Below are 26282 nucleotides of genomic sequence, written 5' to 3' on the forward strand. Positions count from 1 at the left end.
TGAGCAATTACTGTCACTTAAAGGAAAACATGGCCGGAATTAAAGAATAAAGTGGCCGCCCTAAAAACCTGCAATGCTTATCTTTGCGTCGCCCTACTTTACAAGCGATCGCATTCAATCGTTTCAAATACGCTTCTGCCATAGGTTCTGTTCTACGGCCATTTTATCTTTTAAGTGACATACACATAAATCCTTTAAATCTAGACTTTGCTCACATTATGCTTTAGATTACTTTGTAGTATAAGGTTACAACACAAAATAACAAACTCTTATCTTTTATACGTCAAAAACTACGATTAACACCTCTTCTCCCCCAGACACAAGACTTTCACCAACATGCGATCGCAAAGAAGTGCATGTTGGCAACGAGAATAGGGACTATTGCGCTGCCGATGAATTCTGTTTTTTCAAGGTATCGCCCAAGATGCCTAATCCAAGGGATACACGTTTACAAAGTGCTATGGTTACACTTGTAGCTATAATTAGCCGCAAATTAATTATAGACAAAACGCAACCATAACTTTGAACTGGTGTAAAGATAGTTTACAAAAATTGTCGGTTGCGCTCAAAAGTAATTGAGATATGGATGCGCTGGGGTAATGATAGTCAAGTTCAAACAAGACAAAAGCGATCGCTTCGCTACTTACCCACAAAAATCATCCACTCGGATATCGCGCCAGACATCAGAAACCTGCCAGCCAGAGTTGCCCACAGATTGTACTGGAGGGTTGTCAAGGAGCGGAATATAGTCAGGAACTCTAGGCTCTGAAATTGCTACTGGTTTCTCCTCAACCTCAACCACAGGGGGAGTAGAATTGACAGTATTAGCTTGAAGAAGTTGGTCTTCAGCCTCCTCAATTAACTTCATCTGTCTCAGGGTAAGCTTGTCGGATTTTTTGATGATTTTCTTGGTATCTGTATCATTAGAAGTTTTCATTGGCTTAAAAGTTGGATGAGTAAATTTGGGAGAAGTTAGGTATTAATAATTGCACGGAATTAACAAGGTACACCAAATCGATGGAAAATACGAGTCCCTTGCAGAAGAATTTATTAATTGTGTACAAATCTGTTTTCGGGTAGATGTCCCAGCATAATCTGTTGCACAGATGCAAGTATTAAGCGATCGCTTTTTTGATCATGACTGTACTTCAAGATTGTTTTGCGCTTTTGACTCTTACAGCAATTGTGGGGCTTTGTACCAGAGATGAATACAGACACCCGTGTGGTAGATGTGCATATTTCACGATTGCGGACAAAGGTAGAATCCGACCCCAACGACCCAGAATTCATTATCACAGCAAGAGGTAGTGGTTATTTTTTCCCACGAATTATTGATTCAGAACACGATTGAAGAAGAAATTATCAGTCAAAATGTTGAAAATTTTAGAAACAACACCCAATCGACTTGTCATCAAGTCAGAAAGAAGAAATTTTGATACCAAGATGATAGCCCTTTTTATTTATGTTGCTATTTACTTTTTATTGATCTCTACATTCAAAAAATGGACAATATTTGGTCTGAGTCAGAAAGCGGTGGAATCAATATATCAGATCGTAGCTTATGCTCCGCTTTATTATTTTAGTTCCATAGCACTAATTATCTGTGTGTGCTTTCTATTCGCTATGACGATTGTAGACTTCCATCTCCCAGTTATAACTATTATCTTTGACTGCAATAGTAATCTTTTAACAATCAAGTATACCTATCTGTTCTGGCATTATAAGAAAGACTATTTTCTCAATGAAATAGAATCAATTCAGTGGTTTTCAGAGACAATTTACGCAGGCTCATCGGGCATATTACCCGTTCAAGTTTTAAAACTCATTTGTAGGAAACCCGATGGCAAGACGCATCTAATACAGCTCTACAAGACTGTACATCCTGAACGACAAGAAATAAGTACTATAGTCGATATGATTCATCGATTCCTTCTAGGTCTTAGACAAAGCAACAAGAAATAATGCAATGCACGAGATGGCTAGCGTGTTCGGTAGGTGCAGAAGGAATGTTGCGGCAAAGAGATGTCTTAACCGAACCGTATTACCCCCATAGTCTACGATTGCTCCCTTGGTCGGAGATGGGAGCAATTATCTGGCATATTGCAGCACCAAAGATGTTTTAAGTAAATCGGTAGAGCGATTGAGCTAACTATCGTCAGTTTGATGGATGTCTTAAAGTGCAGAATCTGGTGAAATTGTTAGTCAAGAAAACGTCTAATTTAGAATTAGTAGAGTATTTATGATACAAATACCAATCGTCCGTCAAATCCTATTAGATCCCCATAGGGGATTGCTACCATATCTTAGTGAAAAACTTCAAACACAGAGCTTTTCCCATTTTAAGGCCCAGTTTGGTTTTCATGTAGACGAGTATTGTACTCAAGTTATCTCTAATGATGATTCTCCAGAGATACAAACGAAACTTTTGTTCACTCTCAAGTTATCGATTGTTGTAGATAGCCAAACTGCCTCAGATCAGGCGACATTACACGCTCTTGAGTTTCAAGAATTGCTAGATGCACAAATTATTAGATGGAGCCAGGACAACGAAAGATTGCTTAAACCAATCTCAGAAATAAAAGGAGCGCTTAGTCAACTATTAGAAATACCGTTCCACGGTGGTTATGTTCCAGGTTTTGAAATTACCAGGCAGTTTTATCTAATTTATAGTGCTGGTACTACAGGGTTAAGCCAATCAGAGGAGGCTGAATCTTCATTGCATAGTCCAGGGGAACGCACTCCCATTAGTGGACAGTACGAAGTAATCAATTCTAATGGAAAAGGCACAGGGCTAGAGGTAACATCAACTGCTGGAAATCCGCTTCCTCCAACGAGTGAATCTGACCAATCATATCGCTTAGTTGACCCAACAAAGCACAAAAACCCTAATAAGTAGCAGTCGAAGCTTTGGCGTTCGGATTAACTATAGTTATGATGTAGCCACCATTCAAGCCTGATAATGGGGTAAGAGTATACTAGCTAAAATAAATCTGAGAGTAGACAATAAAAGTTAATAAACATCAAAAATGCTTGAGAAAGAAGTTAACGTCAGAGATAGTTTTCACTCAAAACAGCCTGCGGGTGGCAGCGATCCGAATAGTTTTGATTATAAAGAGACATGGTATCCCATTCATTACTTAGAGGACTTAGACAAATCAAAACCAACCCCTTTTACAGTGTTAGGAAGAGATATTGTAATCTGGTGGGATAAACTTGCTCAATCTTGGAGAAGCTTTGAAGACCAGTGTCCTCATCGTTTAGCACCGTTGTCTGAAGGCAGGATAAGTGACGATGGGCTTTTGGAATGTCCGTATCACGGTTGGGCTTTTTCTGGAGATGGAAATTGTCAAAGGATTCCTCAACAAGTCAAAGGTGGAACAGCAGAGATATCAAAACGCGCTTGTGTAGGATCATTACCAGTTATTGAAAAACAAGGACTACTGTTTGTATATGTTGGTGAATATGAAAATGCTGCCAAAACCGAAGTCCCAATAATTGAACCATTAGAAGAATCTCCAGAAGGATGGGTTGTAATTAATACATTTAGAGATGTACCTTATGATGCATTAACCCTATTAGAAAATATATTAGACCCTAGCCACATATCGTTTACACACCATAAAACGGTAGGAAATAGGGCAAATGCAGCACCTTTAGAACTTGAAGTGATTGAATCTGGGAAACATGGATTCAAAGGGATTTGGAAACAAGGTTTGAAACCAGGGCAATCAGGAGAGTTATCTACAACCTTTGTCGCTCCAAGTTTAATGTGGCACGACATCAACTCCCAGCGCGGCAGAATTCTAACCGTTGTTTATGCTACACCCATACGTAAAGGAGAATGTCGTATATTTGCACGTTTTCCTTTTAAGTTTCCTGGTAAACTTCCAGGTTGGTTTATTAAGCTCAGACCGCGTTGGTATTACCACATTGGACAAAATGGTGTTTTAGAAGACGATCAAATTTTTCTCCACTATCAAGAAAGGTATCTTGAAGCTAAAGGAGGTAGCCCGAACTTTACCAAAGCCTTTTACCTCCCAACCAAAGCAGATAGTTTTGTATTTGAATTGCGTCAGTGGGTAAACCAATATAATGCTGAACCGTTTGGCAAAGAGACTTTTTCTCCCCCATTGGCAAAGTCAGTGCTGCTGGAGAGATATCATTCTCATACAGAAAAGTGTGCCAGTTGTAGCTCGGCGCTTTCTATTATTGAGCGATTGAGATTTGGGAGTGGAGTTGCAACAGTATTTACTTTGGCTTGGATTCCAATGCTTTTTTTATTTTTTCAGACAACATCAGTTGTAGTAGTTGTGATTGAAACTCTAGCTCCCTTAATCTTTGCACTAGCATGGATGGGACTAAGTAAGTTAGTTATTCAGTTTTATGATGGACGAAGCTTACCTCCACGAAACCGACCGGAAAAAAACTGAAATCTAATAATACCAGAAAAATATGAGTAAGCTCATCTTAATTACAGGCATAAGTAAAGGTCTAGGTTATGCGATGACGGAGGGTTTTATTGAACAGGGACATACTGTTATTGGTTGTGCCCGTTCATCAGATGCAATCGATAAAATACGTCAAAAGTTTAGTGCGCCCAATGATTTCACATCTGTAGATGTGGCGAATGAACAATTTGTAAAAAAATGGGCAATAGACGTACTTCAAAAATATTCACCGCCAGATATAGTGATAAATAATGCGGCAATTACTAATTACCCAGCACCTTTGTGGGAAATACCATCGGAAGAATTTTCTGATCTTATAGATATCAATATCAAAGGAGTAGCGAATATAATTCGCCATTTCGTACCAGCAATGGTGAAAAAGAAACGGGGTATTATTGTCAACTTTAGTTCTGGCTGGGGACGTTCGACTTCAGCTCAAGTTGCCCCATACTGCGCTTCCAAATGGGCAATAGAAGGATTAACTCGTTCTTTGGCACAAGAATTGCCAACTGGTATGGCAGCCATACCCCTCAATCCAGGGATTATTCATACAGATATGCTTTCTATTAGCTTTGGAGAAGAAGCTGCTAATTATACACCCGTGTCCGATTGGGTATTGAAAGCTGTTCCATTTATTCTCAATTTAAAACCTAAAGATAATGGGATTCCTTTGACTATACATTAAAGAGTGAATCTGAATTGCGTAGGCGTAGCCCGTCGTAGACATCATTGCCCTGCGGTGCTGACAGTTGAATCATCGAAGAATTACGTGAATACTTAACCGCATCGGTAGAGGGATAATCTGCCGACACAGCAATTAACCCAATTTTTATATCCTCGAAATAATTGCTCAATTGTCTTTTGGGTGTTGAAACAAAAACCAAAACCATAAAGATCAAAATTTAAACATTGCTGTCCCCTTTTAATGCATCAAATTTTACATAAGTTGCTGAAGGGGAATACGAATAATAAACTCAGCACCAACTCCGTACTTGACATCAGAGCAAGATAAGTGAGATGACTTCCATACTGTCGTCAAAAAACTCAAGGAATAAAGCTTTATGTCTGAGGGGTTTGAAACTAAATCGGCTCTTGCCAAGGAAAGTTCTCGTCTAGAGCAAAAGTCTACAAAAATAGCATCCATTGGAGCTATTCAACAGAGTTTAGTGGAGCATTTCTCTGACATCAAAGACCCAAGAGTAGAGCGAACCAAAAAACATCAACTCACAGACATTCTGGTAATCGCAATTCTTGCAGTTATAGCCGGAGCGCAAGGATGGGAAGATATTGAGAATTATGGTATTAGTAAACAAATATGGTTAGAAGAATTTTTGGCATTACCACACGGAATTCCAGACGCTCGAAGACTCGCTACCGCTTCGCTATCAGATGATACCTTCCGACGCATATTTGAGTTGATTGACCCAGAAGCATTGAATCGATGCTTTTTCAGATGGGTAAAAACCCTTGTGACTAAAATGGGAGGAGAAATTATACCCATAGATGGTAAGACGATTAGAGGTTCCTATGACCGAAATCAAAGCAAGTCGGCACTCCATGTAATTACTGCTTGGGCTAGCCAAAAAAGCCTAGTTTTGGCACAGATGAAAGTAGAAGATAAATCCAATGAGATTACTGCTATTCCTGCATTATTAGAGTTATTAGATATCGCTGGCTCCATTATCACTATTGATGCAATGGGGACACAAACCGAAATTGCCAAACAGATTATTGCTAAAAAAGGTGATTATGTTCTGGCACTTAAAGCTAATCATCCCACCCTCTGTTCTCAAGTGACCGAATGGTTTGAAATCGCTCTTGCTAATAATTTTTCGCGAATTGATGTCAGTTATGATAAACGTCTTGAAAAAGCGAAAAGTTTGTGGGGAAGGTTTCCTTCCACAAAACTTTTCAAGACAGCACATCATCGCACCGAAATTCGTGAAGTTTGGACTGTACCCGTTGCTGCGATTGGTGAGCTTTATCAACCTAAATTATGGGCAGGATTACAAACGCTGGTTATGGTCGTCCGTGTGCGTCATCTTTGGAATAAAACTACCCGTGAGGTTCAATTTTATCTCACCTCTTTAAACAGCGATGCTCAATTTATTGGTCGAGCTATCCGCAAACATTGGGGTATTGAAAATGAGGCTCATTGGACACTTGATTGTACTTTTGCAGAAGATGCTTGTCGCATTCGTTCTTTCCACAGCCCGCAAAATTTTGCTCTTTTAAGACGTATTGCTCTCAATGCTCTCAACCGTGAACAGACCTACAAACGTAGTCTCCGTCAAAAAATGAAACGCACTGCTATGGATAATAATTATATGATTCAGGTTCTCAGTTGTTTCATTGACCATAGATTAGATTGTTCTGATTCCTTGTGTCAAGCCTGATTGAGATGCTCTTACCCTGACCCATAGTTTTCCATATCCTCCCATCCCCTACCTCCAGCGATCGCCGAAATATTCGGGCATGCTAGAGGAATCAGTGCAGAACTTTTTAGAGCCGATGGATAAGCTAAATCGACCTTATTTAAACGCTTTGGAAGAAAAAGTGTTGAATGTTTTGAAGTCGGAAATTAAAGTTTAGTTATCAATCTCTTATTTCATAAAACTTATTCTCGATGGGAGCAAACAGCAAGTAATTATTCTCAGAATAAGAATTGCTGTATAGTTTGAGGTATGCCAGATCATACTCTCAAGAGTTACTCCATGATTGCTCTACCTGGTATTGCCATTCAAAACAAGATATATGAAAGTTCTAACTCTCTAGTGTATCGAGGCATGAGAGACGATGGAGTAGGGATCGTCGTAAAAATGCTAAAGCTTGATTATCCTTCTCCCCAAGAACTGACTCGCTACAGACAGGAATATAAAATTACCCGTTCGCTCAACTTGGAAGGAGTCATCAAAGCATACAGCCAGCAGGACTATCAACGCACTCTGGTGATTCTCTTAGAAGATTTTGGGGGAGAGTCCCTAGAGAAATGGATATACAAGCGCCCAGATATCTTTTGCCCTATACCTTTATCGACTTTTCTAAATCTTGCGATCGCTGTTTGCGACATTCTGGGCAGAATCCATGCAGCCAATGTAATTCATAAAGATATCAATCCTGGAAATATAGTCCTCAATCTGGATACTGGCGTTATCAAAATTGTTGACTTTGGAATTGCCACCCAATTTAACCGCACGAATCCGACTTTCAAGAACCCTCATGTTTTAGAAGGAACCCTCGCCTACCTGTCTCCAGAGCAAACCGGGCGGATGAACCGTTTGCTCGATTACCGGACTGATTTCTACTCGCTGGGCGTGACATTTTACGAACTGCTCACCGGACAACTACCATTTCTCACCACAGACGTGCTGGAGCTAGTCCATTGTCATATTGCCAAACATCCTATTCCGCCTAATGAAATAAATACAACGATTCCCAAGCCAGTTTCAGATATCATTCTCAAACTAATGGCGAAAAATGCTGAAAATCGCTATCAAAGTGCCTGGGGCATCAAAGCGGATTTAGAAATCTGTGCTGAACAATTAGAAGAAATCGGTCAAATCTCTAGCATTCAACTGGCGCTTCAAGACGTTTGCGATCGATTTCAAATTCCCCAAAAACTGTATGGACGGGATAAAGAAGTTGCAATGTTACTGGCGGCGTTCGTTCGCGTAGCGTGTCCAGAGTCAAATCCCGTTGCTGCTTTACCAAATAATTCAGAAACAACTTCACAAACCCAACAAACGGGCAACCCAAAATTCCAAGTTGAAATGATGTTGGTATCTGGTTACGCTGGCATTGGCAAATCAGCGTTAGTGCAGGAAATTTATAAACCAATCATCCAGAAGCGTGGCTATTTTATCTCTGGTAAATTCGATCAATTTCAGCGCAATATTCCCTACAGTGCGATCGCGGTTGCCCTGCAAAAATTGGTACAGCAATTACTTAGTGAGCCTGACGAGTATGTGCAACAGTGGCGATCGCACCTTCTAACAGCTCTAGGAAGCAACGGACAAATCATCATTGATGTGATCCCGGAAGTTGAATTGATTATTGGCAAGCAGCCGCCTGTACCGTCCGTTGGCGCAACAGAAGCTCAAAATCGCTTTCATCGGATTTTTGGGCAATTTGTGCGGGTGTTTTGTTCAAAAAAACATCCCCTGGTGATATTCTTAGATGATTTGCAATGGATAGACTCAGCAACGCTGAGTTTAATTGAGTTGATGCTGCTGGATGAGCAAGCTCAATCACTATTTTTGATTGGAGCTTATCGAGATAATGAAGTGAAGCCAACGCATCCATTAGCATTAATGCTTGAGAGACTGCGAAAACAAGGGGTAGTACTTCAGGAAATTACCCTAACACCATTAACGCTTGAGCCGTTGAGTCAGTTAATTGCCGAGACGCTGCATCGGAATGCAGACATCGTTCGTCCCTTAGCTGAGTTAGTTTTGCGTAAAACTGAGGGCAATCCGTTCTTTGTCAATGAATTTTTGAGAATGCTGTATAGCGAAAATCTGCTGACATTTGATGTTGAACACTTATGCTGGCAATGGAACATAGCTGATATTCAAGCCCAGGATATTACCGATAATGTGGTGGAGTTGCTACTGATCCAATTAAATAAATTACCAGAAAACACACAGCAAATTCTCCAGTTAGCAGCTTGTATTGGTGCTGAATTTAATTTAGATACTCTATCGATTGTTTGCGATAAACCACCTGAAACGGTTTTTCGAGATTTACTAGCAGCTATACAAGTTGGATTAATTCAACCACTATCTGAATTAGATGAAAACTTGTTAATTCAAGAGTATAAGTTCTTGCACGATCGCGTCCAGCAAGCAGCATATATCTTAATAGATGAGTCGCAAAAACAAATTGTTCATTTACAAATCGGTCGTAATCTACTAGAAAAGACCTCGCTAGAGCGAATATCAGAGTGGCTGTTTGAAATTGTCGATCATCTTAATCATGGGATTGAGCTGATTACCAATCAACCCGAACGAAATGAAATTGCTAAATTAAATTTAATAGCAGGTCAGAAAGCGAAAGCTGCGATCGCTTATGAGACGGCAAAAAACTATTTAGCGACAGGCAGAGTATGGCTAGAAGCCTCTAGCTGGCAAACAAACTATGACCTGACTTTAGAGTTATATCTACAAACAATAGAAGTTGCGTTCCTTTGTGGCGATTTTGAAGATGTAGAAAGATGGGCTGGAGCCGTTTTACAAGAGGCTAAAACAGTTCTCGACAGCGTGAAAATTTACGATATCAAAATTCAAACATACATCGCTCAGAACCAGCTATTAGATGCGATCAATACAGCATTGCAAGCTTTGCAGCAATTGGGAATTAGTTTTTTGCAACATCCAAGTCAGTCAGATGTTCAGCTTGAACTAGATGCGATCAAATCTCTAATTAGAGAGAAGTCAATCGATGACTTAATCTGTTTGCCGGAAATGAGTGAGCCAGATAAATTAGCAGCGATGCGAATCCTGGCAGGCATCACGATTACTGCCAAAATTGCGACTCCTAATTTACTGTTGCTACTTACATCTAAACAAGTCAACTTATCCACCCAGTATGGCAATGCATTTGTGTCTCCCTTTTCCTATGCCATCCTTGGGTTAATTCTTTGTGAAATGATCGGAGATATCGAGTCTGGCTACAAGTTTGGACAGCTTGCTCTCAGGCTGTTGTCACAGCCGAATACCCATTCACTCAGAGCTAGAACATTGTTCACGGTGCATGAGTTTATTTTTCATTGGAAAGAGCATGTTAAAGAATCACTAAAGCCATTACTGGAAGCCTATCAAATTGGTCTAGAAACTGGGGATTTAGAGTTTGCCGCGTATTGTATTCATTGTTATTGCTTTCAATTCTATGCTGTTGGGAAAGAACTCGTGGAGGCTGAACGCGAGATGGCTATGTGCAATGAAGCAATCCGTCGAATCAAACAGAAAACGGTACTAACTTGGAATCAAATATTTCATCAGGCGATCGCAAATTTAATGGGTTGTTCGGTCAATCCAACTCGTTTAGTTGGTAAATTCTACAATGAGGAGAGTGGATTGCCCCAACATGAAGCGGTAAATGATGGAACAGCCATTTTTAATGTCCATTTTAATAAACTTTTCCTGTTCTATCTTTTTTCTAAGTATGCTCAGGCAGTTGAAAATTCAGCGATCGCAGAGCGCTATTTCATCCCAATAATGGGTACGACTCTTGGGCCTTTTTATTACTTTTATGATGCTCTAGCAAGACTTGCAACATATCCTGAAAGCAGCATTGAGACACAGCAAGAAATCCTTAAAAAAGTTGTCCTAAGCCAGGAAAAAATGAAGCACTGGGCACATCATGCGCCAATGAATTATTTGCATAAATATCACTTGGTGCAAGCCGAAACGGCACGGGTTTTAGGTCAGTTGCTGGAGGCAGAAGAATTCTATGAACAAGCTATTCAAGGGGCTAGAGACAATGAGTATCTTCAAGAAGAAGCATTAGCCTATGAATTAGCTGCTAAGTTTTATCTAGAACGGGGTCGGGAGAAGTTTGCCCAGCTCTACATAAAGGAAGCGCACTACTGCTATGAACGGTGGGGAGCAATTGCAAAGGTTAAAGATTTAGAAACTTGCTATCCACACTTCTTTCCTCAGTTGTCAAATGCAACTTACACGCCAATCCGCACTATTGCTGGAACTACTTCTAATAGCTCACTTATTGCTTTCGATTTAGTCGCAGTGATGAAAGCATCACAGGCGATTTCTCGTGAAATTGAACTCGATCAGTTACTTCATTCGCTGATGCAGATTCTAATCGAGAATGCAGGTGCACAAACCGGATATTTGATTCTAGAAAACTCAGGCGAATGGGTGATTGAGGCTGCTTGCGAACTCAATGATGGTGAGCATGTCTGTGCTATGCGAGTGCTACAATCTATTTCAATAGCAAATCGCTTATCGGAATCAATTGTTCAGTACGTGATCCGAACGCATGAATCGGTCATCCTCAATAATGCGGCTCGTGAAGGTACTTTCATTAATGATCCCTACATTCAACACCATCAAACTCAATCAGTCTTTTGTTTACCGCTGCTCAATCAAAGCAAGCTCATCGGTGTGTTGTATCTAGAAAATCAGTTGGCAACTGGGGCATTTACACCGGAGCGATCGCAACTTCTGAATCTATTATCTACCCATGCAGCGATCGCGATCGAAAATGCCAAACTCTACTCGAAACTACGCGACGGCAAAAGTCAGATAAATCAATTTTTAGAAGCGGTTCAAGTGGGAATTGGGGTCTTAGATGCGACTGGTCGCCCTTACTATGTCAATAAACGAGGCATTCAGCTACTAGGCAAAGGCGTTGATCCTACCGCGACACCAAATCATCTTGCAGAGGTTTATCAAGTTTACCTGGCTGGAACGGATCAAAACTGTTCCCCTGAGGACATGCCAATCGTCCGAGCGTTAAAAGGCGAACGTACAAGAACGGATAATTTAGAGATTCATCAAGGCGAGACTATTATTCCCATTGAGGCATGGGGAACGCCAGTCTTTGATGAACAGGGCAAGGTAGCTTATGCGATTGTAGCCTTTCAAGACATCACTCAGCGCAAACAAGCAGAGAAACTTTTAGCCGACTATAACCAAACCTTAGAACAGCAAATCACTGAGCGGACTTTGCTGCTTTCACTGGAAATTGAAGAGCGCCAAAGAGTGGAGAATGCCTTGCGACAAAGTGAAGAGCAACGCAGGCTGACGATGGACTTCACGCACATCGGTAGTTGCAACTGGAATATTATGGAGAACAAAATAGATTGGAACGACAATTATGCTCGATTGCTGGGGTTAGTTCCCAATGAGGTTGAGAGTAGCTATCAGGTATGGCGCGATCGCGTTGATTCAGAAGACATTCATCGGGTTGAGCAAGCTATTACAACAGCTCTAGCAACTCATACTGATTTTGAAGCTGAATATCGAGTCATTCATCCAGATGGCAGTATTCATTGGTTGGTAGGTCGGGGTCGAGGCATTTATGACACAGCCGGAGTGCCTGTGCGGATGCTAGGAATAATTCTTGACATTAGCGAACAGCGAAATGCTGCACTGCGTGAACGCAAACGTGCTGAACAAGCTTCCATTCTGGAAGAACGCAACCGGATGGCGCGAGAAATTCATGATACACTGGCTCAATCCTTCACAGGTATTCTACTTCAGGTGGGAGCAGCAACACAAGTGCTGGCGGATGACCCAGAAGCAATCCAAGTACATCTGGAAATGATTGAGGAACTAGCACGCGCTGGGCTAGCAGGGGCAAGGCGATCCGTATCAGCACTCCGTCCGAGGCTACTAGAAGAAGGTAATTTAGAGAATGCCCTGCATCGGATTGTGGCTCAAATGCGCTCGACGAGCGACACGGCTCTGATTTGCGAAACTCATGGTATAGCCTATTCCTTACCAACTGAAGTGGAGAATAACTTACTCAGAATTGGGCAGGAAGCATTAACCAATGCGATTAAATACGCAAGTGCTGGCGAAATTCGGGTTGAGTTAATGTATAATAGGACACAGTGTATTCTACGGGTTAAAGACGATGGTAGGGGCTTTGGAGTAGGTAGCATTCCTTTAAGCGGTGGGTTTGGCTTATTAGGAATGAGCGAACGAGCAGAGCGCATTGGCGCACAACTAACGATTCAAAGCCAACCGGGTCAAGGAACAGAAATTACTGTTACTAGCAATCGAGAGTGAGAATTATCATGAGCCAATCCACTACGATTCGGGTGCTGATTGTTGATGACCATGCCATAGTCAGAAAGGGTCTAGCAACTATCATTAACCGCGATCCAGAAATGACAGCGATCGCTCAAGCTGAAAATGGACAGCAGGCAATCGACGCGTTTCGAGAATACCAACCTGATGTCACACTAATGGATTTACGAATGCCCCAGGTGGAAGGTGTTGAAGCTATTATAGCGATTTGTGCTGAATTTAAGCAGGCTCGGATCGCCGTACTCACAACCTACGATGGCGATGAAGATATCTATCGCGGTTTACAGGCGGGCGCTCAAGGATATCTGCTTAAGGATACTAAACCTGGCGAACTTTTAAATGCGATTCGCGCCATTCATAATGGTCAGAAATATATTCCGCCAGAAGTGGGCGCAAAATTATTGCAGCGAATGAGCAATCCAGAACTTAGTAAACGAGAGTTGGAAGTGCTGCGTTTGATGGCACAAGGAATGGGGAATCAGGAAATTGGGACTGCTTTGAGTATTGGTGAAAGCACTGTCAAATCGCATGTGAATCGCATTTTGAGCAAACTGGGAGTGAGCGATCGCACACAAGCTGTGATTACTGCTGTTAAGCGTGGGATTGTCAGTTTGTAAGTAGAGAAAAAAGGGGGAAGGGAAGTGAACCTTTACAAAGAAGGCAGGAGTTAGGAGTCAGGAGGTTGTAAGTATAAATTAAAACTTTAGTTATGGGTCTAAAGCCAACTAAAAAGATAAATTTAGGACTAGTATTTGATTTTTGAAAAGATACGTAGTGGCGTGTCTAGGCTAAATTTGTGTATTAGACGTAGGTTGGGTGAAGCGGAGCGCACCCAACATATATCGGAATGTTGGGTTACGCAAAGCCTCCACCAACCTACAATTTTTTGCAACATTTTAGCCTTGCCGCTCCACTACAAATACTTAGATTTTTTCAGAAATCAAATATGATTCCTATAGTTATACTGATAGTAGCTCAATAGCAATGGAAGTATTACATCTATTTTCTAAGTAACAGCAAAAACGAGCGATCGCTTCTTTGATTTAATTTAAATTTATTTAATATTTTTAAAAAATCTAGTTTTTGAAACAAGATGATTTCGACAGTAATTTTCACTAAATAGTTAAACAATAGATTTCTTATAAAAGTTCAGCAATCATAAATTTTATTCTGAGCAAAACGTAGTGAGATTAAGAATATCACCAGATATTTTGCTTGGCTAAGTATCATAATTTAAACATTTATGAAATAGGTCTAATTACTATAACTTTTAACTGTTATCTTGCTAACGATATTATAAAATATAAGAACAAATATAAATATTACTTATGATATCAATCTTTTGATAGAGACACAAGAACAAGATGAAATTGTATTCTGTTAACGATGTGATTTTTAGGAAATGCTTGTAAGAAAAGAGTGTTTTTTATAAAGAATTGAAGTCAAGAGAATTACCAATATTATTACCAACAAAAATAGAGTGGAGTAAACAGATGAAGTTTGTCTTAAGACGCCGTAGGTTGGGTGAATTGATGGTTATCAGCACAGTAGCGGCTACAATCAATAATTTTGTAGAGAAAACTGTAGCAGAAACTCAAGTCAAAAAAACTACTCCAAAGCTGAAAACTTCCACACCTGAGACTATGAAGGTGACGCTGCAAGTAAACGGAACAGCACATAATTTGCAGATTGAACCACGTGTTACCTTACTTGATGCACTTCGGGAATACATAGGGCTAATTGGTTCTAAAAAGGGCTGCGATCATGGTCAGTGCGGTGCTTGTACAGTGTTGATTGATGGGCGGCGTGTTAACTCGTGCCTGACTTTTGCCATCATGCACACCGATGCAAAGATTACAACTATTGAAGGTTTAGCGCAAGGAGACAATTTGCACCCAATGCAAGCAGCATTTGTTGCCCACGATGCATTTCAGTGCGGCTACTGCACGCCGGGACAAATTTGTTCGGCAGTAGGTTTAGTTAACGAAAGACACGCTAAGTCAGATGCCGACATTCGTGAATTGATGAGTGGGAATATTTGCCGTTGTGGCGCTTATCCAAATATCGTGACTGCTGTCCGCGATGTCTTAGGGGGAAAAAAAGATGCAGCCGTTTAACTATAAGAAAGTAGGACAAGCGGAAAATGCTGTGGGGTTGGTAGCTTTAAATGCTCAAGCTTCGTACCTTGCTGGTGGTACTAGCCTCATCGATTTGATGAAGCTGAATGTCCAGACACCAACAGAGTTGGTTGACATTAATCGATTACCGCTAACCAAGATAGAAATGCAGGGCAACAGCGTGCGAATTGGCGCAATGGCACGCAATAGCGATGTTGCTTATAATGCAATGATTCAAGAGCGTTACCCTGTGTTGTCAGAGGCGTTGCTGTCTGGGGCATCGCCGCAACTACGGAACATGGCAAGTGTAGGCGGGAATTTGCTGCAACGTACCCGTTGTTACTACTTCCGTGACACTTCGATGCCATGTAATAAGCGTGTTCCAGGTTCAGGTTGTGCGGCGATTGAGGGTTACAACCGTATCCATGCAATTCTCGGCGGTAGCGATCGCTGTATTGCCACCCATGCTTCTGATATGGCTGTGGCAATGGTAGCACTTGATGCGGTTGTGCAGACACGCTCTCCGTTCGGAGAGCGCAGTATTCCGCTTGTAGATTTTCATCTCGTACCAGGTAATACACCCGAACGGGAGACAGTTCTACAACACGGAGAGTTAATCGTTGCCGTAGATTTACCTGCTTCCAACTTTGCTAAGCGATCGCACTATTTAAAAGTCCGCGATCGCGCCTCCTATGCCTTTGCGATGGCATCGGTTGCGGCGGCATTAGATGTTCAAAATGGCATCATTCGCGCTGCGCGCATTGCCTTGGGTGGAGTAGGAACAAAGCCCTGGCGTGCCTACGAAGCTGAAAAAATACTTTTGAACAAGCCCGCAAATGAGGCAACATTTAAAGCAGCAGCCAAAGCAGCGATCGCCGGAGCTAAACCTCAAAAATATAACGGGTTTAAGGTCGAACTTGCTAAACGCACAATTGTTAAGGCACTCTTGACGGTAGGAGGGATAGCGTGAATACAGGGGAAAAAAATGGAGTTGTTGGCAAACCGCTCAACCGAGTCGATGGACACCTAAAGGTAACTGGTGGCGCCCGCTATGCGGCAGAGTTTCCGGTAGCAAAAATGACTTATGGTGTGACGATTCAAAGCACGATCGCCAAAGGTAAGATAGCCAAAATCGATACAAAGGCGGCGGAGCAAATACCGGGTGTATTAGCAGTTATTACCCACCTCAACACGCCCAAAGCTTCTGGAGAAAAGGGCGGTGATCGCAAGCTGCAAGTGCTGCAAGATAATATTGTGCTTTATAGTGGTCAGCACATTGGTGTCGTCGTTGCCGATACCTTTGAACGAGCTATGTATGCTGCTTCCCTCGTGCAAGTTCGCTATGACGAAGAGAAACCGACCATCAATATGCGGGACAACCTCGCTAAAGCATACTTGCCTAAGGGGAAACTCCCTGGAGAGGAGTTGCCTGATTCAACTCACGGCAATGTTAACCAGGGACTAGCGACTGCGGCTGTCCGCGTCGAGCAAACCTATACTACACCGATCGAAAATCACAATCCAATGGAGCCTCATGCTACAACAGCAGTTTGGCAAGGCGATCAACTGCTGCTGTATGACGCAACTCAGGGAATCTTTTCGGCTCAAAAAAAAGTTGCGGCAGTATTAGGAATTGAGCCAGAGAAAATTCGCATTATGTCTTACTTTGTTGGCGGTGGCTTCGGTTGCAAAGGATCGACTTGGTCGCATGTACCTCTAGCGGCAATGGCAGCACGGCAGGTTAATCGCCCAGTGAAATTAGTTCTGGGTCGCATACAGATGTATGGGCCTGTCGGCTTCCGACCAGAAACAATTCAACAAGTATCTCTAGGTGCAACCCGCGAGGGTAAATTAACCGCTCTGCGACACACTGGCACTTCCCAGACTTCAACTTTTGATGAATTTATCGAACCCGTTGGTAAAAGCGCCCGCATGATTTACGCTTGCCCGAATATTGAAACTAGCCACCGTCTGGTTAAGCTTGATGAAGGAACACCAACCTATATGCGGGCCCCAGGCGAAGCTTCTGGGTCGTTTGCCCTAGAGTCGGCAATGGACGAACTAGCTTATGCGCTGAATATCGATCCGGTAGAGCTGCGTCTGCGTAACCATGCTGATGTAGATCCCAGTAAAGGACTGCCTTGGTCGAGTAAGTCACTCATCCAGTGCTATAGATTAGGAGCAGAAAAGTTTGGTTGGCAGAAGCGCAATCCCAAGCCCCGTTCGATGCGAGATGGCAATTATTTTATTGGCTGGGGTATGGCGACAGCAACTTATCCTACCAACCGTTCCCCAGCATCGGCGATCGCCCGAATTATGGCAGACGGTACAGCCGTTGTGCAAAGCGGTTCACAAGATATTGGCACGGGGACTTATACTGTCATGACTCAAGTCGCAGCTGAGGCACTCGGTCTACCAGTTGACAAAGTTCGCTTTGAACTAGGCGATACTAAGATGCCAGAAACCCCCGTTTCTGGTGGTTCACAAACTGCCGCCAGTGTCAGCTCGTCCGTGCATTTAGCCGGAAATCAAGCTCGCAGTCAGCTTTTGCAACTAGCACTTGCCGATCGCAAATCGCCGCTTTATAGTTCCAACGCTGAGGATGTAATTGCCGAAAATGGTAGCTTTTTCTTAAAAAATAAATCGTCGGCAACCGAAACATATCAGGCAATCTTGGCACGGCATGGAATGAAAATGATCGAAGCGCGTGCCGATGCCAAGCCTGGAGAGGAAAAAAAGAAGTTTTCAATGCACGCATTTGGAGCGCAGTTTGCCGAAGTGCGCGTTGAACCTGATTTGGGTGAAGTGCGAATATCGCGCTGGGTAGGAACTTTTGGCGTGGGACGAATACTCAATGCTAAAACAGCCAACAGTCAACTAATTGGTGGAATTATCTATGGTATCGGTATGGCACTGATGGAACAGACGGTAACAGACCCGAATCTAGGACGCGTTGTCAACCATGATTTAGCTGAGTATCACGTGCCAGTGAATGCAGATATTCCTGATATTCAAGTGTTGTTTGTCGATGAACACGATCCATATATCAACCCGCTTGGTGTCAAGGGAATTGGCGAAATTGGGATTACGGGAACTGCGGCGGCGATCGCTAACGCTGTCTATCATGCCACAGGTAAACGCATCCGTGATTTGCCAATTACATTAGACAAGCTGCTGTAGATATTGCGTAGGCGTAGCCAGCCGTAGGCATCGCCGAAACGATGAAAGAACAATCATCCGATTGGCGATCACCATATTACCAGTATGAGCAAGAAGTTCATACGCTGACTGCGTTAAGTTGACCTTTACGAATCATATTCATAGTTTCGTAGCCACTAATCGTGATTCTAGCTGTGTAGAATGATTTGAATCCTAAGTCAGGATTCACTAATCATCGATTTTTGCAACACAACTTGTAATTGTTCGTAATCTTTTGGCGTATCAATGTCGATGTTCCCTAGCGTAAACGAAATAGAAAACACTTGATTGAGGTTATTATTAATAATTCTTTTTGCTCCTGAAGTTTCTTTCAAAGCAGCAAGTTCAGAAAAAAATATCTGACTAAATAAAGCGGGTACACCTAATGTACCCCCATATTCACAAGCAATTATCGGTTTTTTTGTTGAATAATATGCATCAACAAGTTGATTAATAATTTGGTTAGAAACAAATGGCTGATCACAAAGTGTAATAACTACTGCTTCTATTTTTTGCGGAAGATTATTTAACAATTCAATACCGCTTTTGATAGAAGTACTCATTCCACAAGCCCAATTTGGATTGTTAACTATTGTTACGGGAAATTGCTTAATTTGGGGATAAATTTGTTCTGCATTTGCTCCAAGTACTACTACCACAGGTTGACAAACTGAAGCGATCGCCATTTCTGTAATATATTGCAAAAAACTACGTCCTTGGTAAAGCAATAGTTGTTTTGGTGTACCCATACGAGTAGATGCACCAGCAGCAAGAATCAGAATGGCTATGGTTGATTTTTCTTCGTCTATTTGCTCAGTGTGAAATACCATAACAGATAAAAACTATGTGGTCAGTAGTAAGTTTAAGTTGCTTTCATAGGATTGGTGAATTGGTTGATTGCGATTTTTTAAAAAATTACCACTGCGGTTTGTTAGCACTGCTTGAATTTCCGCAATAATAGCGATCGCTATACTTTCAGGTGTATCTGCTCCAATGTCAATTCCAATCGGGCCATGTAATCTTTTTAATTGTTCAGGGGTATAAACTATTCCTTGCGAACGCAAATCTTCAAGCAATCTTTCAGTACGCGCTTTTGGCCCTAAAACTCCTATATAGCGTGCAGGAGATAGCAGCAACATTTTCAAAATTTCTAGGTCATCAAGGTAATTATGCGTCATCACTACAGCAACTGTGTTGACATCTATAAATACCTGTTTATGTATAATTTCTCGCCGACTCAGAATCACATCACAAGTTAGTGAAAATCGCGCTCTAGTTGCCTCATTAGCTCGACAATCGACTACAGTAACGTCCCAACCTAATGCTTGAGCAAACTGTGCTACGGGTACAGCGTCATAACCAGCACCAAATATTACTAGAGGCGTGGGTGGTTGAATGACTTCGATGAAAACTTCTGGACTGCCTAAAGGTAACTGATAGTTTTTTACACTTGACTTTTGATTAGTAAGGGCTGCTTGAGTATCTGCAAGCAAAGATTGAATTAAATTTGCATCTTTGATATCAGTGCTAATTTTACCATTTGGATACAGCAGTAAGCGCGACCCAAGTTTCACATCTACCTTGCCTTCAAAAGCAAAAACTGTAGCAATAACACCCAAATGTTTTTTATGAAAGCACTCCTGTGTAAAAGCGATCACTTTCGGTGTACTTTCTTTTTCAAGACGTTCGATCAGAACTTGCACTGTCCCATTGCATCCCAGACCAAAGCCCCAAAGAATATCTTCAGAGGCGGTGTTATCGTAAGTCACAACAATTGTGTCGCCGTCCAACATTCGTTGTTGAGTATGCTCAAATACGTCGTTCTCTAAGCAACCTGCGCTAATTGTTCCGATCATCCGACCTGTATTTGTCATTAACATTTTGGCACCTGGTCGGCGATAGGTCGAACCTTGAGTTTTGACTACAGTGGCAAGAAAAGTAGTTTCACCACTTTTTTTACTTGACTCGAAGCCTTCTAAAATTGCTTGTAATTCGTTCATTGGATTACTTATTTTTCTGTTTCTAGCAGTTTGTCAGCCTAAATAGACAGTCCCAATGAAAACAATGTAATGACTGTGCCATTGTGCATCGCTGCTAGTATTAAACACGATGCCCGTTAATGATCGCAGTATATGTATTAAACTGACTGCGTTGTTTACCGCCGCAGACACCGCAGCGTTGTGTTATCCAAGATAAGCGAAAATATCGCTGAAATCATGCCCCGTAGGATAGTTGTCAATTTGAGTCATTTATCTATTATTAGAGTTAGCACGGAATATTTATTTTCGACTAAGCTTTTCCAACTTAAAAAAATTTGTTGGACAACCCATACATCATCGCTCCATTTATGAGGCTGCATCGAATGGCACAGCGATAGGCTGACTCATCCCATTACTGCTCAATGGCATTAAAAGCTGTAAAGCTTATTTTTTATAGCTTAGAGCTTTTCTTAGTGCCATTCCGTCTACAGCCTAAGTCCCACTATTTTAAGGGTGGGTTCCTCAAGCCGGACTGCCTTCTCCTGTTGGAGACGCTACGCGAACGTCCTCCTGCCTCCTGAACTTTTCCCCTTTAGATTAGCTTTAGACTCCAACTTTAGTTGGAGACAACCTTCCACTACGAGATGGACAGGTTCATCCATCACTCGATTGTACAAAAATGTCAACCCAGAGTGGACGACAAGAGAGGGTCAATTCTCTATTATTGAATCCATAGCAATGTTAGCGCAGTTGGGTTGTAAGGCTTAAGTTTGCTTAATACAAACCGAAACATGACTTCCGACCGTAATAATTGTTCTTTATTCGTTCCGCCTTCAATCCAGGATCATATTCAAGGAACACTGAATGCTGCTGTAGTCTTCGTCATGTATGGAGATTATGAATGTTTTCAAAGTGCCAACGTCTATCGATTAATTAAAGTTGCCGGGCAGCAATTGCAGGTTTCGTTTGGAGAAAACAATTTAGGTTTTATCTTCCGTCATTTTCCTCAGGTACAGATTCATCCACATGCTCAACGGGCAGCGGAGGCCGCACAAGCCGCAGCGGCTCAAGGGCAGTTTTGGCAAATGCATGAGATGCTGTTTATCCATCAACAGGAGTTGGGAAATGGCTATCTAGTCGAGTATGCCAATCGTCTAGGACTTGATATTTCTCAATTTTTGCAGGATTTATCTAAGAGAGCGCATGTCAATCGTATCAATACGGACATCGAAGGTGGACTGCGAAGTGGAGTGGAGGCTGCACCTGCATTGTTTATTAATGGAATTCGCTATCTTGATCGCTGGACTGTTGAGCAGATAATGGCAGCCATTGTTGCTGCAAATGATTAAGGTTTTTGATGCTTATCCTAACAAGTATTTCAGCGGGGAGTATTTCATAACTTCTATACGGACGACAAGAATCAGAGATTTCAGCAATTTAGCAAGAATACAGAGGCGATCGCAATGATAGTTTTTATATGGAAAAAAGTTCAAAAATTGTTGCTATGGTTATTTGCATTAAGTGTTGTCATTGGAATATCAATGCATCCAACATCAGCCACTTCCAAAGAATTACCTCAAGCGTCTAACTCTAAACCTGCGATCATTCTCGTTCATGGGGCTTTTGCTGACGGTACATCATGGCAACACGTTATTCCATTGTTGGAGCAGGATGGCTACAGAGTGACTGCTGTGCAGATTCCGCTCACCTCGCTTGCTGATGATGTAGCAACGACGAAGCGGGTGATTGACAATCAGAAAGGTTCCGTTGTTTTGGTCGGACATTCCTATGGTGGAAATGTGATCACGGGTGCGGCGGCTGGCAATCCACAGGTGAAAGCTCTGGTTTATGTTAATGCTTTTGCACCGGATGTTGGTGAAAAGACGAGTGATTTGAATAAAAAGTACGCAGCACCTCCGATTAGTACGGCGATCGTGCCTGATGCTGCAAACTTTCTCTATATTGATCGCGGGAAGTTTCACGAATTTTTTGCCCAGGACGTATCGAAGGCTGAGGCGCGAGTGATGGCAGCAACCCAAAAGCCGATCGCCAGCGCCGCGTTTGAGCAATCATTGAATGAAATCGCCTGGAAAACGATTCCTTCTTGGTTTCTCGTGACTCAAAGCGATCGCGCCATCAACCCTGAACTTCAACGATTTATGGCTAAACGGATTGGTGCTAAGACAACCGAAGTTAACTCCAGTCATGTTCCTTTTATCTCTCATCCAAAAGAGGTTGCCAAAGTGATTGAAGCGGCAAGCACTGCGGTGAAGTAATCCCAATTTTAACAAAAGCAGTTTCTCGGTACATACAAATAGAACAGACCTAATTATTGACTCTAGGAGATTTTCCCATCCAATTGTACCCAACACCCTGTTTGTTTTATCTGATCCGCAAGCTTGAGCGTTCAATCTTTTAGAGAGGTTTTCTGCGATTCATAACACAATTCACTCATTAGAAGGAGTACTTCCATGACAAAATCATTGTGGCTTCTTAATAACTACCTTACTATCGTCGCCGATCACACCACAACTGACGGTAAATATGACCTGATTGAGGGCTATTTCCCTCCCGGTGCCCAGACTCCACCCCATCGCCATACACGCTATTCAGAACAACTCTATGTGTTGGAAGGAGAGTTCACTGTCTGGGTTGGTAAGAATAAAGTTGTGCTAGGCGCAGGTGAAAGTGCCTTCATTCCGATGGGCACACCCCATGTTGTTGCTGCACTCAGTGATCAACCAGCTCGCGGGTTAGTCGTTGCTTCGCCCAGTGCCTTTGCTCGCCTCATTGAAGCAACAGGGACGCTAAACCAGGATGAGGCACCTGACATGGAATTGTTCACTCGCATCTCTACCGAAATTGGCGACGAAATTCTGGGTGCACCTGGAGATATCCCTTAGAGATTAGAACGACCACAGGAGTTACCACAATCAGAAAACTAGAAGGAAAAATTGCGCTGATCACGGTGGAACTAGCGGCATCGGTCTTGCTACTGCCAAGCAGTTTGTCGCTGAAGGTGCTTATGTGTTTATCACAGGTCATCGCCAAGCCGAGTTGAATGCTGCTGTAGAAGCCATTGGTAAAAATGTTCCGGCTGTGCAGAGCGATGTTTCTAGTCTGGCAGACCTTGATCGCCTGTTCGCCACCGATGTCATGGCATCACTTATCCATCAAGCATCTCTATCAGACAAAATGAGTCCAAATGTCTAATCTTGTCACAAGTGGATCACCCTTTGCCTGACGAACCATGCTATGTTGCCAGGCTGGATATTAACGAAGGAGGAACTGAAATGGCCACGAACAATGAGCAAGCAATTCGCCACCTCTACCACGTGGCAGAAGCTGAGTATGAGGATCTGAAGGCTTTTGTTGCCTGTTTCACAGCGGACGGAGAATTTGTCGATATGGCATCGGGCATCACCTTTCGCGGTTCGGACGAGTTGTGGAAGCCAGTCGCCGTGATGTCGAAGGCTTTTCCCGATATGCATCGGGAAATCCACCACCTGCACGTCGTGGGTGATATTGTCATCGTCGAGCTGACGTTGCAGGGAACGCACACAGGGCCACTTACCTTGCCCATCGGTACCATCCCCGCCTCAGGCAAGACGATGGACGCGCCGTGCTGCGATGTATTTCGGCTCATAAACGGGAAAGTCAGGTTGTTCGATTGCTACAACCAATCATCAGTCATCTTGGCTCAGCTCGGCGTGCTATCGAATCTACAGGGCGCGTTGGTGCCTTGATAGACATCGGTTGTGCTTCAGAAAAACGTGGGGTAAGAAACCAAATCATCCCAAGACTAGCGATGAGTGGCTAATCCTGCCTGTTGAGCCGCTGTCGTTTGCAATCTTGAATGGCACCAAATCCAGTTGAAATAACTGACGACTAATCGGGCTGTCATCATCGTCTAGTTACGGCTAGCGCCTAACACATCCTACAAAATTCAATGTTATTTAACCCACATTCTTAAGTGCAGATATAACGCGTCTCACTTTTATTCCTTACACCCCACACCCTGACCGTACTGCACTCAACAGAAAATCTTCAATGATTCACACAAACCCAAAATTCCCATGAGGTCTAATCTTATGAAAAAATTAGAAGGAAAAGTTGCTCTTGTCACGGGTGGCAACAGTGGTATCGGTCTTGCCACAGCCAAACAGTTTATTGCTGAAGGAGCCTATGTCTACATCACGGGTCGTCGCCAAACTGAATTGGATGCTGCTGTAGAAGCCATTGGTAAAAATGTTACGGCTGTGCAAAGCGATGTTTCTAATCTGGCAGACCTTGATCGCCTGTTCGCTACGATCAAGCAAGAGCAAGGACATCTCGATGTGATATTTGCCAATGCTGGTGGTGGAGAAATTGCCCCACTCGGATCAATCACTGAAGAACACTTTGACAAAACATTCAAAATCAACGTCAAAGGGGTGCTGTTCACCGTACAGAAGGCGCTGCCGCTGCTACCAGAGGGTGCTTCGATCATTTTAAACGCTTCTACCGCTTCTACCGTCGCTACACCAGCATTCAGCGTTTATAGCGCAACCAAAGCCGCCGTGCGATCGTTTGCCCGAAGTTGGATACTCGACCTCAAAGAGCGCAAGATTCGGGTGAATGCTATCAGCCCTGGTGTAGTTCCTACTCCTGGTTACAATCTCTTGGGACTCAGTGATGAGCAGGTGCAGGAATTCGTGGATAGTCAAGCTGTCACCATTCCATTAGGGCGAGTCGGCACACCCGATGAGATTGCCAAAGCCGTTGTTTTTCTAGCTTCAGACGATAGCAGTTTTGTAAACGGCATTGAGTTGTTTGTCGATGGCGGTATGGCACAGATTTGAAGTACCCTAAAAATATCCATCACCAAGCTGACTTTTCATAGTATGTGGAAAAGGTCATTTTGATGGTTTCCCAAGCCCTGATTTCTCCCTTAGCTATTCTCATTAACTCAGAGTTATTGAGAATGAGCCTGTGAAAAAAGCCACGCTTTTTGGGGGCTTGAGGACTTCCCGTGAAAAGTCAGCTCTCTCTTTGATGAGTTAGTCAAAAACATCGCGGTCATTACACCTTTAATCAATCAAGCACTCCAATAAAAAACTCATTCATTTTTTCGATATCCCATGTTGGCTGCCCTAATTGAATGCAATCCAAAACTTTGGAGCTAAAAATGAAACTCATCTCTATCAACGTAGGACTTCCGCGTGAAGTGATCTGGAAAGGAAAAACAGTTAGCACTGGAATTTTTAAAGAGCCAGTCAATACTAGAGTAATGGTGCGTGAACTCAACTTGGACGGCGATGGACAGGCTGATCTAACCGTTCATGGTGGTTTAGACAAAGCAGTTTATGTCTATCCCTTTGAACATTATAATTACTGGCGAAGCGAATTGCCTGACACAGAGCTAACACTCGGTATCTTTGGCGAAAATTTCACAGTCACAGGATTGAAAGAAGAAGAGCTGAACATTGGCGATCGCTTTAAAACCGGCAGTGTGGAACTAATGGTGACTCAACCGCGCTTACCCTGTTACAAACTAGGGATTCGCTTTGGGCGATCAGATATGGTGAAACGATTTCTTGCCAGTCGTCGCACCGGATTTTACTTTCGGGTTTTGCAAGAGGGCGAAGTTGGAGTCGGAGACACTTTAGAGTTGGTGAGTCGAGATACTAACAATATTACTGTTGCTAATATCATTCAGCTTTATGTTCGTGCAGCAATTCTCATTATGAGAATGGTTATCAATATTTTTAACGTAAAACTAACTGA

Annotated in this window: 20 protein-coding genes and 4 pseudogenes; 18 read left to right on the forward strand and 6 right to left on the reverse strand. The window is 42.6% G+C overall.

What is annotated here, in order from left to right:
• Nucleotides 1-643: 643 nt before the first annotated feature.
• On the reverse strand, nt 644-937 hold the full coding sequence (locus HWQ39_RS00315) for a hypothetical protein (RefSeq protein WP_292839952.1): 294 nt from the start codon (nt 935-937) through the stop codon (nt 644-646).
• Between the two features lie 234 nt (nt 938-1171).
• Between HWQ39_RS00315 and HWQ39_RS00320 the strand changes: the two are divergent.
• The 5 genes and pseudogenes from HWQ39_RS00320 to HWQ39_RS00340 form a co-directional block, all read left to right on the forward strand.
• A pseudogene (locus tag HWQ39_RS00320) lies at nt 1172-1351 on the forward strand (winged helix-turn-helix domain-containing protein); the annotation flags it as partial.
• 610 nt (nt 1352-1961) lie between these two features.
• Complete coding sequence (locus HWQ39_RS00325) at nt 1962-2123, forward strand: hypothetical protein (protein WP_292839955.1); 162 nt, start codon at nt 1962-1964, stop codon at nt 2121-2123.
• Nucleotides 2124-2239: 116 nt separating this feature from the next.
• Nucleotides 2240-2896 carry a hypothetical protein gene (locus HWQ39_RS00330; RefSeq protein ID WP_292839958.1) on the forward strand — a complete coding sequence of 219 codons (657 nt, stop codon included), beginning with the start codon at nt 2240-2242 and terminating at the stop codon, nt 2894-2896.
• Between the two features lie 130 nt (nt 2897-3026).
• Nucleotides 3027-4430, forward strand: coding sequence for a Rieske 2Fe-2S domain-containing protein (locus HWQ39_RS00335; protein ID WP_292839961.1), 1404 nt, complete (start codon nt 3027-3029; stop codon nt 4428-4430).
• A gap of 22 nt (nt 4431-4452) precedes the next feature.
• Nucleotides 4453-5133 carry an SDR family NAD(P)-dependent oxidoreductase gene (locus HWQ39_RS00340; RefSeq protein WP_292839964.1) on the forward strand — a complete coding sequence of 227 codons (681 nt, stop codon included), beginning with the start codon at nt 4453-4455 and terminating at the stop codon, nt 5131-5133.
• Here the strand turns inward: HWQ39_RS00340 and HWQ39_RS00345 are convergent.
• Entirely contained in the window at nt 5123-5338 is a 216-nt protein-coding gene (locus tag HWQ39_RS00345) for a hypothetical protein (protein ID WP_292839967.1), read from the reverse strand. The two genes, HWQ39_RS00340 and HWQ39_RS00345, sit on opposite strands and share 11 nt — an antisense overlap.
• 171 nt (nt 5339-5509) lie before the next feature.
• Between HWQ39_RS00345 and HWQ39_RS00350 the strand changes: the two genes are divergently transcribed.
• From HWQ39_RS00350 to HWQ39_RS00375, 6 genes are all read left to right on the forward strand, one after another.
• Entirely contained in the window at nt 5510-6844 is a 1335-nt protein-coding gene (locus tag HWQ39_RS00350; protein ID WP_292839970.1) for an ISAs1 family transposase, read from the forward strand.
• A 288-nt stretch (nt 6845-7132) separates the two neighbouring features.
• Complete coding sequence (locus HWQ39_RS00355) at nt 7133-13201, forward strand: AAA family ATPase (protein WP_292839973.1); 6069 nt, start codon at nt 7133-7135, stop codon at nt 13199-13201.
• Nucleotides 13202-13209: 8 nt separating this feature from the next.
• Nucleotides 13210-13839, forward strand: a complete 630-nt coding sequence (locus tag HWQ39_RS00360) for a response regulator transcription factor (protein WP_292839976.1) — start codon at nt 13210-13212, stop codon at nt 13837-13839.
• Nucleotides 13840-14715: 876 nt separating this feature from the next.
• Nucleotides 14716-15339, forward strand: coding sequence for a 2Fe-2S iron-sulfur cluster-binding protein (locus HWQ39_RS00365; RefSeq protein WP_292839979.1), 624 nt, complete (start codon nt 14716-14718; stop codon nt 15337-15339).
• Nucleotides 15326-16309 (forward strand): xanthine dehydrogenase family protein subunit M, encoded by a 984-nt coding sequence (locus HWQ39_RS00370; protein ID WP_292839982.1) that lies wholly within the window; start codon nt 15326-15328, stop codon nt 16307-16309. The genes HWQ39_RS00365 and HWQ39_RS00370 overlap by 14 nt, the downstream gene beginning before the upstream one ends.
• Entirely contained in the window at nt 16306-18519 is a 2214-nt protein-coding gene (locus HWQ39_RS00375; RefSeq protein WP_292839985.1) for a xanthine dehydrogenase family protein molybdopterin-binding subunit, read from the forward strand. The genes HWQ39_RS00370 and HWQ39_RS00375 overlap by 4 nt, the downstream gene beginning before the upstream one ends.
• A 97-nt stretch (nt 18520-18616) precedes the next feature.
• On the opposite strand, the pseudogene HWQ39_RS00380 reads toward HWQ39_RS00375, so the two are convergent.
• The 3 genes and pseudogenes from HWQ39_RS00380 to HWQ39_RS00390 all read right to left on the reverse strand — a co-directional run.
• A pseudogene (locus tag HWQ39_RS00380) lies at nt 18617-18727 on the reverse strand (IS6 family transposase); the annotation flags it as partial.
• Entirely contained in the window at nt 18717-19367 is a 651-nt protein-coding gene (locus HWQ39_RS00385) for a nucleotidyltransferase family protein (protein WP_292839988.1), read from the reverse strand. The pseudogene HWQ39_RS00380 and the gene HWQ39_RS00385, both read right to left, overlap by 11 nt.
• A gap of 12 nt (nt 19368-19379) precedes the next feature.
• Complete coding sequence (locus HWQ39_RS00390) at nt 19380-20537, reverse strand: XdhC family protein (protein ID WP_292839991.1); 1158 nt, start codon at nt 20535-20537, stop codon at nt 19380-19382.
• Nucleotides 20538-21307: 770 nt separating this feature from the next.
• Here HWQ39_RS00390 and HWQ39_RS00395 point away from each other — a divergent pair.
• The 5 genes and pseudogenes from HWQ39_RS00395 (at nt 21308) to HWQ39_RS00415 (ending at nt 24262) form a co-directional block, all read left to right on the forward strand.
• Nucleotides 21308-21865 carry a DsbA family protein gene (locus HWQ39_RS00395; RefSeq protein WP_292839993.1) on the forward strand — a complete coding sequence of 186 codons (558 nt, stop codon included), beginning with the start codon at nt 21308-21310 and terminating at the stop codon, nt 21863-21865.
• Nucleotides 21866-21979: 114 nt separating this feature from the next.
• A complete protein-coding gene (locus HWQ39_RS00400; RefSeq protein WP_292839996.1) occupies nt 21980-22792 on the forward strand; it encodes an alpha/beta hydrolase in 813 nt (270 codons plus the stop codon).
• A 195-nt stretch (nt 22793-22987) separates the two neighbouring features.
• Entirely contained in the window at nt 22988-23419 is a 432-nt protein-coding gene (locus HWQ39_RS00405) for a cupin domain-containing protein (RefSeq protein ID WP_292839999.1), read from the forward strand.
• 29 nt (nt 23420-23448) lie between these two features.
• Nucleotides 23449-23666, forward strand: a pseudogene (locus HWQ39_RS34330) (SDR family NAD(P)-dependent oxidoreductase); the annotation flags it as partial.
• 86 nt (nt 23667-23752) lie between these two features.
• Complete coding sequence (locus tag HWQ39_RS00415) at nt 23753-24262, forward strand: nuclear transport factor 2 family protein (protein ID WP_292840005.1); 510 nt, start codon at nt 23753-23755, stop codon at nt 24260-24262.
• Nucleotides 24263-24318: 56 nt separating this feature from the next.
• On the opposite strand, the pseudogene HWQ39_RS00420 reads toward HWQ39_RS00415, so the two are convergent.
• Nucleotides 24319-24426, reverse strand: a pseudogene (locus tag HWQ39_RS00420) (IS1 family transposase); the annotation flags it as partial.
• A 181-nt stretch (nt 24427-24607) separates the two neighbouring features.
• On the opposite strand from HWQ39_RS00420, the gene HWQ39_RS00425 reads away from it, so the two are divergent.
• Together HWQ39_RS00425 and HWQ39_RS00430 are read left to right on the forward strand one after the other, a co-directional pair.
• Nucleotides 24608-25357 (forward strand): glucose 1-dehydrogenase, encoded by a 750-nt coding sequence (locus tag HWQ39_RS00425; protein ID WP_292840008.1) that lies wholly within the window; start codon nt 24608-24610, stop codon nt 25355-25357.
• A 326-nt stretch (nt 25358-25683) separates the two neighbouring features.
• A partial coding sequence (locus HWQ39_RS00430) for an MOSC domain-containing protein (protein ID WP_292840011.1) occupies nt 25684-26282 on the forward strand: 599 nt, incomplete at its 3' end.

This window comes from Nostoc sp. NMS8, assembly GCF_017115045.1.
Taxonomy (GTDB): Bacteria; Cyanobacteriota; Cyanobacteriia; order Cyanobacteriales; family Nostocaceae; genus Nostoc.

Coding starts and splice junctions, on each gene's coding strand:
- HWQ39_RS00390 (WP_292839991.1), bottom strand. CDS start 20,537: ATGAACGAATTACAAGCAATTTTAGAAGGCTTCGAGTCAAGTAAAAAA.
- HWQ39_RS00365 (WP_292839979.1), top strand. CDS start 14,716: ATGAAGTTTGTCTTAAGACGCCGTAGGTTGGGTGAATTGATGGTTATC.
- HWQ39_RS00360 (WP_292839976.1), top strand. CDS start 13,210: ATGAGCCAATCCACTACGATTCGGGTGCTGATTGTTGATGACCATGCC.
- HWQ39_RS00330 (WP_292839958.1), top strand. CDS start 2,240: ATGATACAAATACCAATCGTCCGTCAAATCCTATTAGATCCCCATAGG.
- HWQ39_RS00355 (WP_292839973.1), top strand. CDS start 7,133: ATGCCAGATCATACTCTCAAGAGTTACTCCATGATTGCTCTACCTGGT.
- HWQ39_RS00385 (WP_292839988.1), bottom strand. CDS start 19,367: ATGGTATTTCACACTGAGCAAATAGACGAAGAAAAATCAACCATAGCC.
- HWQ39_RS00350 (WP_292839970.1), top strand. CDS start 5,510: ATGTCTGAGGGGTTTGAAACTAAATCGGCTCTTGCCAAGGAAAGTTCT.
- HWQ39_RS00395 (WP_292839993.1), top strand. CDS start 21,308: ATGACTTCCGACCGTAATAATTGTTCTTTATTCGTTCCGCCTTCAATC.
- HWQ39_RS00345 (WP_292839967.1), bottom strand. CDS start 5,338: ATGGTTTTGGTTTTTGTTTCAACACCCAAAAGACAATTGAGCAATTAT.
- HWQ39_RS00370 (WP_292839982.1), top strand. CDS start 15,326: ATGCAGCCGTTTAACTATAAGAAAGTAGGACAAGCGGAAAATGCTGTG.
- HWQ39_RS00315 (WP_292839952.1), bottom strand. CDS start 937: ATGAAAACTTCTAATGATACAGATACCAAGAAAATCATCAAAAAATCC.
- HWQ39_RS00425 (WP_292840008.1), top strand. CDS start 24,608: ATGAAAAAATTAGAAGGAAAAGTTGCTCTTGTCACGGGTGGCAACAGT.
- HWQ39_RS00335 (WP_292839961.1), top strand. CDS start 3,027: ATGCTTGAGAAAGAAGTTAACGTCAGAGATAGTTTTCACTCAAAACAG.
- HWQ39_RS00405 (WP_292839999.1), top strand. CDS start 22,988: ATGACAAAATCATTGTGGCTTCTTAATAACTACCTTACTATCGTCGCC.
- HWQ39_RS00400 (WP_292839996.1), top strand. CDS start 21,980: ATGATAGTTTTTATATGGAAAAAAGTTCAAAAATTGTTGCTATGGTTA.
- HWQ39_RS00340 (WP_292839964.1), top strand. CDS start 4,453: ATGAGTAAGCTCATCTTAATTACAGGCATAAGTAAAGGTCTAGGTTAT.
- HWQ39_RS00325 (WP_292839955.1), top strand. CDS start 1,962: ATGCAATGCACGAGATGGCTAGCGTGTTCGGTAGGTGCAGAAGGAATG.